Source organism: Bradyrhizobium sp. B097, assembly GCF_038957035.1.
In the GTDB taxonomy this organism is placed as follows: domain Bacteria; phylum Pseudomonadota; class Alphaproteobacteria; order Rhizobiales; family Xanthobacteraceae; genus Bradyrhizobium.
This window is the reverse complement of record NZ_CP152412.1, coordinates 2,211,256-2,224,856: the sequence shown is the minus strand read 5'-3', so window position 1 is coordinate 2,224,856 and position 13,601 is coordinate 2,211,256. Positions and strand designations below refer to the sequence as shown.

12 protein-coding genes are annotated in these 13,601 nt (G+C 64.9%); 4 read left to right on the top strand and 8 right to left on the bottom strand.

Annotated elements, in window-relative coordinates; genetic code table 11:
• Window positions 1-52: 52 nt before the first annotated feature.
• Window positions 53-1,207 (bottom strand): L,D-transpeptidase family protein, encoded by a 1,155-nt coding sequence (locus AAFG07_RS10280; protein ID WP_342727166.1) that lies wholly within the window; start codon window positions 1,205-1,207, stop codon window positions 53-55.
• Window positions 1,208-1,535: 328 nt separating this feature from the next.
• Here AAFG07_RS10280 and AAFG07_RS10275 point away from each other — a divergent pair, with 328 nt between their 5' ends.
• Window positions 1,536-2,372, top strand: a complete 837-nt coding sequence (locus tag AAFG07_RS10275) for a hypothetical protein (RefSeq protein ID WP_342727165.1) — start codon at window positions 1,536-1,538, stop codon at window positions 2,370-2,372.
• A 10-nt stretch (window positions 2,373-2,382) separates the two neighbouring features.
• Here the strand turns inward: AAFG07_RS10275 and sseA are convergent, their stop codons facing one another.
• The 3 genes from sseA to AAFG07_RS10260 form a co-directional block, all read right to left on the bottom strand.
• On the bottom strand, window positions 2,383-3,240 hold the full coding sequence (sseA, locus tag AAFG07_RS10270; RefSeq protein ID WP_342727164.1) for a 3-mercaptopyruvate sulfurtransferase: 858 nt from the start codon (window positions 3,238-3,240) through the stop codon (window positions 2,383-2,385).
• A 168-nt stretch (window positions 3,241-3,408) separates the two neighbouring features.
• On the bottom strand, window positions 3,409-3,822 hold the full coding sequence (locus AAFG07_RS10265; protein WP_016847778.1) for a rhodanese-like domain-containing protein: 414 nt from the start codon (window positions 3,820-3,822) through the stop codon (window positions 3,409-3,411).
• 55 nt (window positions 3,823-3,877) lie between these two features.
• Window positions 3,878-5,053 carry a VWA domain-containing protein gene (locus AAFG07_RS10260; protein WP_050632069.1) on the bottom strand — a complete coding sequence of 392 codons (1,176 nt, stop codon included), beginning with the start codon at window positions 5,051-5,053 and terminating at the stop codon, window positions 3,878-3,880.
• Between the two features lie 285 nt (window positions 5,054-5,338).
• Here AAFG07_RS10260 and AAFG07_RS10255 point away from each other — a divergent pair, with 285 nt between their 5' ends.
• The 3 genes from AAFG07_RS10255 (at window position 5,339) to AAFG07_RS10245 (ending at window position 8,107) form a co-directional block, all read left to right on the top strand.
• On the top strand, window positions 5,339-5,584 hold the full coding sequence (locus tag AAFG07_RS10255) for a GlsB/YeaQ/YmgE family stress response membrane protein (RefSeq protein ID WP_092124584.1): 246 nt from the start codon (window positions 5,339-5,341) through the stop codon (window positions 5,582-5,584).
• 105 nt (window positions 5,585-5,689) lie between these two features.
• Window positions 5,690-6,532, top strand: coding sequence for a MoxR family ATPase (locus tag AAFG07_RS10250; RefSeq protein WP_092124583.1), 843 nt, complete (start codon window positions 5,690-5,692; stop codon window positions 6,530-6,532).
• Window positions 6,533-6,604: 72 nt separating this feature from the next.
• Window positions 6,605-8,107 (top strand): NAD(P)/FAD-dependent oxidoreductase, encoded by a 1,503-nt coding sequence (locus tag AAFG07_RS10245; protein ID WP_342727163.1) that lies wholly within the window; start codon window positions 6,605-6,607, stop codon window positions 8,105-8,107.
• A 266-nt stretch (window positions 8,108-8,373) separates the two neighbouring features.
• Here the strand turns inward: AAFG07_RS10245 and AAFG07_RS10240 are convergent, their stop codons facing one another.
• The 4 genes from AAFG07_RS10240 to AAFG07_RS10225 form a co-directional block, all read right to left on the bottom strand.
• On the bottom strand, window positions 8,374-10,017 hold the full coding sequence (locus tag AAFG07_RS10240) for a GMC family oxidoreductase N-terminal domain-containing protein (protein ID WP_342727162.1): 1,644 nt from the start codon (window positions 10,015-10,017) through the stop codon (window positions 8,374-8,376).
• Window positions 10,018-10,045: 28 nt separating this feature from the next.
• Entirely contained in the window at window positions 10,046-10,639 is a 594-nt protein-coding gene (locus tag AAFG07_RS10235) for a GNAT family protein (RefSeq protein ID WP_342727161.1), read from the bottom strand.
• Window positions 10,640-10,746: 107 nt separating this feature from the next.
• A complete protein-coding gene (locus AAFG07_RS10230; RefSeq protein WP_342727160.1) occupies window positions 10,747-11,673 on the bottom strand; it encodes an SMP-30/gluconolactonase/LRE family protein in 927 nt (308 codons plus the stop codon).
• A gap of 827 nt (window positions 11,674-12,500) precedes the next feature.
• Window positions 12,501-13,388, bottom strand: a complete 888-nt coding sequence (locus AAFG07_RS10225; protein ID WP_342727159.1) for a 4-(cytidine 5'-diphospho)-2-C-methyl-D-erythritol kinase — start codon at window positions 13,386-13,388, stop codon at window positions 12,501-12,503.
• Between the last annotated feature and the right edge of the window lie 213 nt (window positions 13,389-13,601).

The following is a 13,601-nucleotide window of genomic DNA, read 5'->3' as shown; positions in this document are numbered from 1 at the left end:
AAAAAGGCGCGCCGTTCGCGCGCCTTTTTCAATGATCAATTTGCCGGTTGGCTTAGCGCACCGTGACCGGCGCGGGCAGCGGCTGGACCGAGGTCGGCTGCGTGCCGGGCAGCGGCGCGGCCTGAGCGGGGGCCATCGGGTTGGGCGGCGGCGCGGCGGAAGCCGTCGTTGTGCCCGGGGCTGCGCCGCCGGGCAGCACGACCACGCGGGTGCCGACCTTGGTGCGTTCAAACAGGTCCGAGACGTCCTCGTTCAGCATTCCGATGCAACCCGACGAGACGAACTTGCCGATGGTCGACGGCTGGTTGGTGCCGTGAATACGGTACACGGTCGAGCCGAGATACATCGCGCGGGCGCCGAGCGGGTTGCCCGGTCCGCCAGCCATGAAGCGCGGTAGATAGGGCTGACGTTCGATCATCTCCGTCGGCGGATGCCAATCCGGCCACTCGGCCTTACGGGTGATCTTCTGCACCCCGGTCCAGGTGAAGCCGTCGCGCCCGACACGGACGCCGTAACGGATCGCCCGGCCATTGCCCAGGATGTAATAGAGGTAGGTATTCGGCGTATCGACAACGATCGTGCCGGCCGGCTCTTTGGTCGCGAACGCCACTTCCTGGCGCCGCAGATTCGGGGCCAGTTGCGCCGGGCCATCTTCCGGCTGCTCGTCCGCCGGCAGCGCCGCGATCTGCAGCGGCTTGCCATTGGCATCGACCGGCGCCTGCTGCTGCGGCACCGCTCCGGTCACGCCCTCGGGCGGACGCATGCCGCCGCGGTCGTCGCCGTAGGATACGCCTGCGGCCGGAACGCCATTGTCGCGATTGGCTTGCTGTGCGCCCGGGCGATCGCCATAGATCACCGGCGGCGGCCCCATCGGCCGGCCATAGCGCGGATCATCGGGCGACATCACCGGACCGGATGGCGCACCACGGTCGGAGTAGACGGGCTGGGAATTCATCGGGCGGCCGTAGCGCGGGTCATCCGGCGACATCACCGGGCCGGGCGGCGGCAGCGCGGCCGAATTGCGCGGCGCGTCTTCATCGTCGAGCGAGTCGAAATCCGGCATGTTGCCCTGCGAGTAGGGCTGCGGCGCGGCCGAATAGACCGGGCCCTGGGGAGCCGGATAGCTCTGCTGCGCACGCGCAAGCGAGGTTCCCGCCACGCCGAGAGCCGCGGCAGCGCAAATCGTCAGAATGCGGTTGATCATCATTGCTCTATTATAGTCCCCAAGCCACACCGGACTGTTAACGGCCCAATGCAGGAAGATAGCGGCGCATTCAAGACAAATCCGCGAAATCCGGGCCATTTCGGGCTTTTGTGATGTGCCGTCAACGCTGCGGTAAAGATGTCTCATGGGTCGGGAATGTTTGTCCACCTGCCCAAAGTCATCAATCACCCGCATTTTGTAACAAACAGTCTTCGAGGGTTGCGATATCTTCGAATCGGCCTGATTCGCGCTCGCGACGCCGGCTTTCTTGTGTGGTCACCGCGTTCCCTGGACATCAAAGACCCTCCCGCAGAAGGGGGAACCCGCGCCCATGCTCCCCGGCCTTCGTTTCTTGTTCGCCGCGATCGTGCTGGCGACGTCGCTTCTGGTGTTCGGGTTAGGGGCAGCCGCGCTGTTTCGCGCGGCGCATGAGGAATTCGCCAGCATTCCGGCCCGCCGGGCCCCGCCCGAGCCGCAATTCGCGCAGCAGCCCGAGGCCTCGCCGGTGCTTGCCATGGTGCGGGTCGAGCCATCAGCCGCAGACAAGGCGGTGGCCGACAGCCCGGTGCCCGCGACACCCTCAGAGCCAGTTGCTGCCTCCGAGCCGGCTGCTCCTGCCGAAACCGCGCCTCCGACCGAGCCGGCGAAGCTCGCCGCGGTGACGGCGGATGACGCACCGCCCGCCCCGTCGAAGCTGGAAGCCCAGACGGTCGAAACGCCTGCACCAGCGCAGTCCGCTGAGGTCGCTCCGCAGCTTCCGGCCGTGGATCCCTCGCCCGCATCGCAGCCCGCACCGGTTTCCACTGAGGCGGCACCGATGCCAACCGACGACAAGGTCGCCGCGGTGGCCGACCCGCCTGCCACACCCGGCGAGCCCGCGCTCGCAGCACCGGCCCCCGCGATGGCTATGCCAGAGCCAGCAGCGCTGCCATCACCCGAGGCGATCGCAGCCGCGACCAGGATCGCAACGCTGGGCGGACCCGAAGTTGTCGTCGAAACGCCGGCGACGCCGAAAGCCGCCGATGCCAAGAAGCCGGAGCGCAACGCGACCAGCAAGCCGACCCATCGCAAGGAGCGCCGGCGGATCGTCCGCGCACCACCGGTGCGGCAGGCCGTTCAGCTCGACCCGTTCGGCAACCCCACCCTGGTGCCGCTCACCCGGCGCTAGAAGGTATTTCTCAGGCCGGTCCGGTCGCGATCGGCGGGCCGCTCGCCTGTCCCCATTCCGACCATGAGCCGTCATAGAGCGCGCTCTCGGTGACGCCGAGCCGGTAGAGCGCGAGCGTCAGCACGCCGGCCGAGACGCCGGAGCCACAGCTCGTGACAACAGGCGCGTCGAGCTTGACGCCGGCACCACTGAACGACTTGCGCAGATCGTCGAGCGGCTTCATCTCGCCGGTCGCAGCATCGAACAGCTGGTTGTAGGGCACATTGCGGGCGCCCGGGATGTGGCCCGCGCGAATGCCCGGCCGCGGCTCCGGCGCGCGGCCCTCGAAGCGATCGGCGGCGCGCGCATCGATCACCTGCTCGGCACGGCTTTCGACATTGGCGATCATCTGCTCGACGCTGCGCACGCGCTTCGGATCATAGCTCGCCTTGAACGTTGCAGGCTCCGGCTTCACCTCGCCGCTCTCGACCGCCCTGCCCTCGGCGCGCCACTTCTTCAGGCCGCCGTTGAGAATCCGCACGTTTCGATGGCCATAAGACAGGAACATCCACCAGGCGCGCGGCGCCGCGACCCAGCCGCCGGCGTCATAGATCACGACGGTGTCGGCATTGCTGACGCCGAGCCCGCCGATGTCGCGGCCGAACTGCTCGGCGCTCGGAAACATGTGCGGCAGCGGATTGGAGTGATCGGACACCGCATCGACGTCGAAGAACACTGCGCCGGGCAGATGCGCGGCGAGATAATCGTCCTTCGGCAGCGGCAGCACGCCGGGCAGCTTGAAGGTCGCGTCAAGCACCTTGACGTTGGCATCGCCGAGATGCGCGGCCAGCCATTCGGTCGAAACGAGCGGATCGTCGGTGGTGGTCATCTTACGTGTCTCTCCATCGTCATTGCCGGACTTGATCCGGCAATCCATCTTGCTTCGAAACGATGGACACGCGGGTCCCGGCTACGCAAAAGGCTTCGCCGGGCTCTCGGTGAAGTGGCCGCCGAAGCTTCTTAGCGAAGGCGGCAAGCCCGCGTGTGACATCTTGGCTCAGCCCTTCTTCTTCGGCTCCCACGCCTCGATCGGACCGCCGGCCTCGCGCCAGGCGGCAAAGCCGCCGCCCATATGCGCGACCGGCTTCAGGCCCATGTCCTTGGCGGTCTTGGCGGCAAGCGCCGAGCGCAGGCCACCGGCGCAATGGAAGATGAACTTCTTGTCTTCCTGGAAAATCGGCTTGGCGTAGGGGCTGTTCGGATCGATCCAGAACTCCAGCATGCCGCGGGTGCAGGAGAACGCACCGGGGATCTTGCCGTCGCGCTCGATCTCGCGGGGATCGCGGATGTCGACGATCACGACGTCATTCTTGCCGATCAGCGTGATCGCGTCGGCTGCGCTGATGGTCTCGATCTCGGCATTGGCCTCGTCGATCATCACCTTGATGCCGCGGTGGATGTTCTGGGGCATGGGGCTCTCCCTGGATGTTGTTGGCGCGCCCGGCGGCACGCGACGCCTTGTGCGGTTACCGCACCAGCTCCCGCATCGCGTTCTCCAGACCTTCGATCGTGATCGGATACATGCGCTCGGAGAACAGGCGGCGGATGATGGTGGTCGATTCCGAATAGTCCCAGTGCTTCTGCGCCACCGGATTGAGCCACACCGCGTGAGGATAGGTACGGGTGATGCGGTCGAGCCAGACCGAGCCGGCCTCCTCGTTGACATGCTCGACCGAGCCGCCGGGAACCATGATCTCGTAGGGCGACATCGAGGCGTCGCCGACGAACACCACCTTGTAGTCGTGCGGATACTTGTGCAGCACGTCCCAGGTCGGCGTGCGATCGGTGAAGCGCCGCTTGTTCTGCTTCCAGACGCCCTCATAGAGGCAGTTGTGGAAGTAGAAATATTCCATGTGCTTGAATTCGCTCTTGGCGGCCGAGAACAGTTCCTCGACCTGCTCGATATGCGAATCCATCGAGCCGCCGATATCGAAGAACACCAGCACCTTGACCGCGTTGCGCCGCTCGGGCCGCATGTGCACGTCAAGATAGCCGTGGTTGGCGGTCTCCTTGATCGTGGTGTCGAGGTCGAGCTCGTCGGGCGCGCCGGTGCGCGCAAACTTGCGCAGCCGCCGCAGCGCGACCTTGATGTTGCGGATGCCGAGCTCGACATTGCCGTCGAGATCCTTGAACTCGCGCTTGTCCCACACTTTCACGGCGCGGTTGTTGCGGTTCTTCTCCTGCCCGATCCGCACGCCCTCGGGATTATAGCCGTGGGCGCCGAACGGCGAGGTGCCGGCGGTGCCGATCCACTTGCTGCCGCCCTGGTGACGGCCCTTCTGTTCCTCGAGCCGCTTCTTCAAGGTCTCCATGAGCTTGTCCCAGCCCATGGCCTCGATCTGCTTCTTCTCTTCCTCGGTGAGATATTTCTCGGCGAGCTTCTTCAGCCACTCCTCGGGGATCTCTGCCTTGCCCATGGCGTCGAGCAGGCTCTCGAGCCCCTTGAACACGGTGCCGAACACGCGGTCGAACTTGTCGAGATTGCGCTCGTCCTTCACCAGGGCGGCGCGCGACAAATAGTAGAAGTTCTCGACGGTCTGTTCGGCGAGATCGGCGTCAAGCGCTTCCATCAAGGTCAAATATTCCCGTAGCGTCACGGGGACCTGGGCGTCGCGCAGCGATGTGAAGAACTGCAGGAACATACTCACCTAGATCGCCCGCTGGACCGGTGGCGTCAAGGGGCCGAGCCATGCCGAGACCGGCGATCCGCCTTGATTTGGCCCCTGGCGCCATGTCCTGCGGGGTCCACCCAACGACGCCCCGCCCCGTATCCGTGCGGCGATCATTCCGCACGGCGGAAACATGACGGTCGACATTCCATGCGTGCCGCGCCGTTCAGGGTACCGCTGCGCTGCGGAATCCGCCCTAGACCGCCCGGCGTTTTCAATTACAATTGCGCCTGACAAGACATTGGGCAGGACGTTTGAATGGGCATCATTGCGGCACTGGTGATCGGTGCGATTGCCGGCTGGCTCGCGGGGCTGATCGTGCGCGGCGCGGGCTTCGGGCTGATCGGCAACATGGTTGTCGGCATCATCGGCGCGCTGGTGGCGAGCTGGCTGCTGCCGCGCCTCGGCGTCGGCCTCGGCGGCAGCGCGATCCGCGACATCCTCAACGCGACGATCGGCGCTTGCATCGTGCTGGTGATCGTATCGATGATCAGACGAGCGTGATCGAAAAATTTGCATCTCCAACGGCCGCTGCGAGAGCGGTCGTTTCATGTTGAGGCCCAAGGTGAGACCCCTGCGGCCAACGAACGAAACAAGGCAAACAGATCGATGAAATTCACGGGTACCAAGGACTACGTCGCCACCGATGACCTCAAGGTCGCCGTCAATGCCGCCATCGTGCTCGAGCGCCCGCTGCTGGTGAAAGGCGAGCCCGGCACCGGCAAGACCGTGCTGGCCGAGGAAGTCGCCAAGGCGATCGACGCGCCGCTTTTGACCTGGCACATCAAATCGACCACCAAGGCGCAGCAGGGCCTCTATGAATACGACGCGGTGTCGCGCCTGCGCGACAGCCAGCTCGGCGACGCGCGCGTGTCCGACATCAAGAACTACATCAAGCGCGGCAAGCTGTGGGAGGCCTTCACCCACGAGAAGCGCCCGGTGCTCCTGATCGACGAGATCGACAAGGCCGACATCGAATTCCCCAACGACCTGCTGCTCGAACTCGACCGCATGGAGTTCCACGTCTACGAGACCGGCGAGACCATCAAGGCGAAGCTGCGCCCGATCGTGATGATCACGTCGAACAACGAGAAGGAGCTGCCGGACGCGTTCCTGCGCCGCTGCTTCTTCCACTACATCAAGTTCCCCGACGCCGACACCATGAACAAGATCGTCGACGTGCACTTCCCCGGCATCAAGAAGCGGCTGGTGGAAGAGGCGCTGCGGATCTTCTTCGAGGTACGCGAGGTGCCGGGCCTGAAGAAGAAGCCCTCGACCTCGGAGCTGCTCGACTGGCTCAAGCTGCTGCTGAACGAGGACATCACGCCCGAGATGCTCAGGGAGCGCGATCCGCGCAAGCTGATCCCGCCGCTGCATGGCGCGCTGCTCAAGAACGAGCAGGACGTGCACCTGTTCGAGCGGCTGGCGTTCCTCAGCCGCCGCGAAGTCTAGTTCACGCAAGCGCCGGGGCATTCGCTCCGGCGTTTCGCTCACCGGCTCCAACCAACAAGAAGACCAGGGAAGATGAACGTCCAGACCCAAATCCGCGCCGCCGAGCCCGTCACGACCGAGCACTTCGACGTTCTGATCGCGGGCGCCGGCATCTCCGGCGTCGGCGCCGCCTACCACCTCACCACGCAATGCCCGGGCACCAGCTTCGTGGTGCTGGAGACGCAGAAGACCTTCGGCGGCACCTGGTCCACCCACCGCTATCCCGGCATCCGCTCCGACAGCGACCTGCATACTTTCGGCTATCGCTTCAAGCCGTGGACCAGCGCGCCGATCGCGAGCGCAGCCGAGATCCTGAAATACATGGGCGAGGTGATCGACGAGAACGATCTCGCCCGCCACATCCGCTATCGCCACACCATCACCGCGGCGGAGTGGTCGAACGAGACCAATCTCTGGACTATCGATGCCACGCGCATCGACACCGGCGAGCAGCTGCGCTTCACGACGAACTTCTTCTGGATGTGCCAGGGCTACTACCGCCACGACGCGGGCTATACGCCCGAATGGACCGACATGGCGAAGTTCAAGGGCACGGTCGTGCATCCGCAGACCTGGCCCGACGACCTCGACTACAAGGGCAAGCGCGTGGTCGTGATCGGCTCCGGTGCAACGGCTGCGACCCTGATCCCGGCGATGGCCAAGGACGCCGGCCATGTCACCATGCTGCAGCGTTCGCCGACCTATTTCCGCACCGGCCGCAACGCGATCGAGATCGCCGAGGAGCTGCGCAGGCTGCAGGTCGACGAGCACTGGATCCACGAGATCACCCGCCGCAAGATCCTGTTCGAGCAGGACGCCTTCACCAGGCGGACCTTCGCCGAGCCCGAGGGCGCCAAGAAGGACCTGCTGGCGGCGGTCGAGGCCGTCCTCGGCAAGGACTACGACATCGCCACCCACTTCACGCCGCGCTACCGGCCGTGGCGGCAGCGCATCGCCTTCATTCCGGATGCCGACCTGTTCCACGCCATCAAGGGCGGCAAGGCTTCGGTCGTCACCGACGAGATCGAGCGCTTCACCGAGAAGGGCATCCTGCTCAAGTCCGGCAAGGAGCTCGAGGCCGACATCATCATCACCGCGACCGGCTTCCACCTCTCCGCCAATGGCGGCATCGACTTCGCAATCGACGGCAAGCCGCTCGACTTCAAGGACACCGTGACCTATCGCGGCATGATGTTCACCGGCGTGCCGAACCTCGTCTGGGTGTTCGGCTATTTCCGCGCCAGCTGGACCTTGCGCGTCGATCTGGTCGGCGACTTCGTCTGCCGCATGCTCAAGCACATGAAGGCGACCGGCGTGAGCAAGGTGACGCCGGCGCTGCGCCCCGAAGACCACAACATGCCGCTGCTGCCGTGGATCGATCCGGAGAACTTCAACCCCGGCTACATGATGCGCGGCATGCACCTGCTGCCGAAGCGCGGCGACAAGCCGGAGTGGCAGCACAACCAGGACTACTGGGCCGAGAAGGACGAATTCCCGGCGATCGACCTCAAGGACAAGGCGTTCGTCTACGGCTGAGCTCCTGATAGCAGTCCCGTCATCCAAGTACGGATCCCGTCATCCTGAGGTGCCCGCGAAGCGGGCCTCGAATGATGCACGGCCCGGCTGGTGGCCGTCGATCCTTCGAGGCTCGCTCCGCTCGCACCTCAGGATGACGGTGATAGATCATGTGCGCCGATCAAGAAGCATCGGCGCACATCTGCCGTCATTAGGAGTGAAGCGAAGCAATCCATCTTCCCATCTGCGGGTGCATGGATTGCTTCGTCGTTTCGCTCGCAATCTCCTCACGCATACTCCGGCAGTTTCGCAGCCGCCTCGGGGGTCTTGCCGCGGATCATGTCGGAGGCCTTGTCGGCGATCATCAAGGTCGAGGCGTTGAGATTGGCTGAGATCATCCGCGGCATGATCGAGGCGTCGATCACGCGCAGGCCCTCCATGCCATGGACCCGAAGCTGGTCGTCGACCACGGCCCACGGCGCGTCGGCCGGACCCATCCGACAGGTGCAGCCGGGATGGAAGGTGGTGGTGCCGCGCTGGGTCGCGGCCGCGAGCAGCTCCTCGTCGCTCGTGACCTTCGGGCCGGGAAAGTCCTCATAGGCGAAATACGGCTTGAGCGGCTCGGAGGCGAGCAGCCGGCGCGCCAGCTTCATGCCGGCGACGACGACGCGGCGGTCGATCTCCTCGGCAAGATAGTTGGTCTGGATGATCGGCGGCGCGAACGGATCGGCGGAGCGGATGCGGACATAGCCGCGGCTCTCCGGCCGCTGCTGCCATGAGGCCACCGTCATGCCGGGCTCGTCCTCGAGCTGGCCCTGCACGCCTTCCTTGTAGCTCGCCGGCGTGAAGGTGAGCTGCAAATCAGAGCTCTCGGTAGTCTCGCCGGAGTGCCAGAAGCAGTAGACCATGGTCGGCGACAGCGACAGCAGGCCGCGCCGCGTCGTCGCCCATTTGATCGCCTCGCCCCACAGGCTGAAGCCGCGGCGCAGCTCGTTGATGGTCCGGATGTTCTTGACCCGCGCCACCGAACGCGGCGCGTAGTGATCCTGCAAGCCCTCGCCGACACCCGGCAACGCGTGGCGCACCGCGATGCCGTGCGACTTCAGCAGCTCGGGCGAGCCGACGCCGGAGAGCTGCAACAGCTGCGGCGAGTTGTAGGCGCCGCCGGAGAGGATGACTTCCTTGGTGGCACGTATCTCGAGCGGATCGCCGTGCTTGCCGCCGCGGTTATAGCGCACGCCGACTGCGCGCTTGCCCTCGAAGATGATGCCGGTGACATGGGCATGCGTGCGCACATCGACATTCGGCCGCTTTCGCGCCGGATGCAGGAACGCGGTCGCGGCGCTGACCCTGAGGCCGTTCAGGATGGTGCGCTGGCAGTACGACACGCCCTCCTGGATCTGGCCGTTGTAGTCAGGATTGCGCGGAATACCGAGGCTGACCGCCCCCGCCATGAAGGCCTCGCAGAGCGGATCCTGCCAGTCCATCGTGGTGACGGTGAGATTGCCGTCGCGACCGCGATAGGTGTCGTCGCCCTCGCCAATCCGACGCTCCATGCGCCGGAAGTACGGCAGCACGTCGGGATAACCCCAGCCGCGATTGCCGAGCTGCGCCCAGGTGTCGAAATCCTGGCGCTGGCCGCGGTTGTAGATGTGGCCGTTGATCGAGGATGAGCCGCCGAGCGTCTTGCCGCGCGGCGCGTAGATGCTGCGCCCGCCCGTGTAGGGACCCACCTCCTGCTGGTAGGCCCAGTTCACGCTCTTCATGTGGAAGGTCTTGATGAAGCCGGCCGGCAGATGGATGTAGGGATGCCAGTCGCTAGGCCCCGCCTCCAGCACGCACACCCTGACAGCAGCGTCTTCACTCAACCGGTTGGTCAGCACGCTCCCGGCGGAGCCTGCGCCGATGATCACATAATCGAACGTTTCCATCGTCTCGCTTCTGGCGCCGACCAAAGTGTCAGCGCGGCTTTTCGTTGAGTTGATAATTGAGATGCGCCTTCACCGTCGGCCATTCGCTGGCGATGATGCTGTAAACCACGGTGTCGCGCAACGTACCGTTGGGCGCGATCTGATGGCTGCGCAGGACGCCGTCCTGCTTGGCACCCAAACGCTCGATGCCGCGCCGGCTCTGGTGATTGAAGAAATGCGTGCGGAACTCGACCGCGATGCAATCGAGTTTCTCGAAGGCATGTTGCAGCAGCAGCAGTTTGCACTGCGTGTTGACCGCGCTGCGCTGCACACGCTTGGCGTACCAGGTCGAGCCGATCTCAACGCGGCGGTTCGGCGTGTCGACATTCATGTAGGTCGACATGCCGGAGATCCGGCCGTCGGCATCGAACACCGTGAACGGCAGCATCGATCCGGCCGCCTGCAGGCCGAGCCTTCGGTCGATCTCCTTGGCCATGTTCTCCGGCTGCGGGATCGCGGTGTACCAGAGTTGAGAGAGACCGCCATCCTTGACTGCGTCGACGAGACCGTCGCGATGATCATGGGACAGCGGTTCGAGCCGCGCATGCGCGCCGCGAAGGGTGACCGGTTCGAGCCAGGGCATTCTATATCCTTTCCGTCATTGCGAGCGAAGCGAAGCAATCCATCTGTCCTCAGATGCGGCTCGATGGATTGCTTCGTCGCTTCGCTCCTCGCAATGACGTTCTTACGTCACATGTTCAGAAAATTCAGCGGCAATCCCGGCCGCGACCAGTCCATCGCGATCAGCTCGCCCTTGCCGGACAGCGTGATGTAGGCGGTCTTCAGGTCGGGTCCGCCGAAGGCGATGTTGGTGGTGACGCGGTCGCCGGTCGGCACCTGCTCGACCACCGTGCCGTCAGGCGCGATCACCGAGATGCAGCCCGAGATCAGCGTCGCGACGCAGACATTGCCTGATGCTTCGACCGCGAGCGAATCGAACATCTGGTAGCCGCCGAGGCCCGCGATCGGCTTGCCGCGCTCGCCGCGATAGATCACGTCGCGCGGCTTGATGGTGCCGGGCTCGGATACCTCATAGGCCCACAGCCGCGCCGTCGGCGTCTCCGCGATGTAGACGGTCTTCTCGTCCGGCGACAGGCCGATGCCGTTGGCGGGCAGGATGCCGTGCACGGCCTCGACGATCTCGCTCATGCCGGGCTTCAGATAATAGAACGCGCCGACATCCATCTCGCGGGCGCGGCGCTTGCCGAGATCGGAGAACCACAGGCCGCCCTGCCTGTCGAACACCAGATCGTTCGGCCCGCGCAGCTCATGCTCGCCACACTTCGTCACCACCGTCTCGACCTTGCCGGATTGCAGATCGACGCGCTGGATCGAGCCGCCGAGATAATCCTCCGGCTGCGGACCCGGCATGATCATGTTGCGGGTCGGGATCCAGGAGAAGCCGCCATTGTTGCAGACGTACATCTTGCCGTCGGGGCCGAGCGCTGCGCCGTTCGGGCCGCCCGGCACCTTGGCGACGATCTCCTTGCGTCCGTCGGGATAGACCCGGGTCAGCCGCTGGCCGCGGATTTCGACCAGCACGACCGAACCGTCGGGCATCACGACGGGACCTTCGGGAAACTCGAGATCGGTGGCGAGAACTCGGATATTGGCCATGGCATCCTCCCGGCTCATTGGCTGCAGGCGGATTTTCGAACGGTCCCGCACGCACAACGTTGTTGTTTCATCCTGTTATGGCAAACGGGATTTGGCTTGCCAAGCAATCAGGGGCGCAACGCTGCCCGGCGTTGAGGTGGGATGATGCCGCAGTAGCGGCGGCGTCGCTGCCGACACTATCAAACCCGTCATCCTGAAGAGCCGCGAAGCGGCGTCTCGAAGGATGCACGGCCCCGCTGGTGGCCGTCGACCCTTCGAGACGGCCGCTCCGCGGCCTCCTCAGGGTGACGGTGATGGAGCCCAGGCACACGCTTCTCTCCGTTCGTCGTCCTGGCGAAAGCCGGGATCCATCCGCGCTTGGTGATGAATGGGATCGTTGCTCCAGCATCGCACAACAATTCTCATTTGGGGCAATGGGTCCTGGCTTTCGCCGGGACGACACCAATTGTTTGGCACGACCCACATCCACAACCGTCGTCCCTGCGAAAGCAGGGACCCATAACCACTGGGTTGTGTTGTTGAAGAGGGCTGCGGCCCCAGCGTCGCGCAACAGTTGGCATTTGTGGTTATGGGTCCCGGCCTTCGCCGGGACGACACTGAATTTTGTTGCGCGGCCGCCGAGTCATACATCCGCATTCTCGCGACATGCGAGGAGAGATTGACAGCCTTTGCTGAGTTGCCCGTCGGGTTGTTTCGTCGCACCCTCTCCGTCATTCCGGGGCGCGCCTTTTGGCGCGAGCCCGGAATCCATCAGGCCGCTCAAGATGTGGATCAATGGATTCCGGGCTCGTGCTTCGCATGCCCCGGAATGACGGCGGAGAGAAACTCTAGCTCAGCGCGCCCGCATGCACCCACCAGCCGGGATGCTCCGCACGGAGATTCTCGCCGGCGGCCTGGGCGTCGGTGTCGGTTCCGAACACGGCAAAGCAGGTCGCGCCGGAGCCCGACATGCGCACCAGGCGAACGCCCTTGGTCTCACGCAGCGCGGACAAGACGTCGCTGATGACGGGCTCGATGCGCGCGGCGGGGGCTTCGAGATCGTTGGTGCCGCGCGAAAGCGCTGCGATCCAGTCGTCGACCGCGTGGCCGGCGTCCGGCCAGGACGGTCCCTGCATCACGACATCGGTGGCGCCGATCAGAAGCTCGCCATGGCGCAGGCCGAGCGCATTGAAGACATCCTTGGTCGCAACCGGCACGCGCGGATTGACCAGCACGCACGGCATTTTCGGCAGGTCGAGCGGCAACAGGCCCTCGCCGACGCCGGTCATGTCGCAGGCGCGCGAGGCGACGCAGACCGGCACGTCGGCGCCGGTCTGCAGCGCGACCTCCATGATCCTGCTATCGTCGAGCGAGAGCTCGTTGAGCCGCGCCAAAAGCCGCAGCGCGGCCGCGGCATCCGCCGAGCCGCCGCCGATGCCGGCCGCGACGGGCAGCACCTTCTCCAGCGTGAAGTGGCCGACCTCGAGATCCGCGACGCGCTCGCCGAGCAGCCGCGCGGCCTTGAGCACCAGATTGTCAGATGTATCGCCACAGGCATCAGCCAGCGGCCCCAGCATCGAGAGCGACAGCTCGGGCCCCGGCTCGAGCGTGAGACGATCGGCGCAATCGGCAAACGCGACGACGCTCTCCAGGTCGTGAAACCCATCGACGCGCCGCCCGACAACCCTGAGCGTCAGGTTGACCTTGGCACGCCCTTCTTCAATCAGCGCCGGCACGGCGATAAACCCCTAAAAACAAACATGTGCTGCGATTAGCGTAAATCGCCGCACGATCCTATCCCTTTGTTTGCACGGAAATTCCAGGGGTAGCCCGGCCCAAGCACCGCATCCACCGCCGTCGTCCCTGCGAAAGCAGGGACCCATACTCCGCGGCGGAAGTTGTGAACGGGATTCGTCGTTCGGGCGGTCTGCAACAACAATCATCGGTGG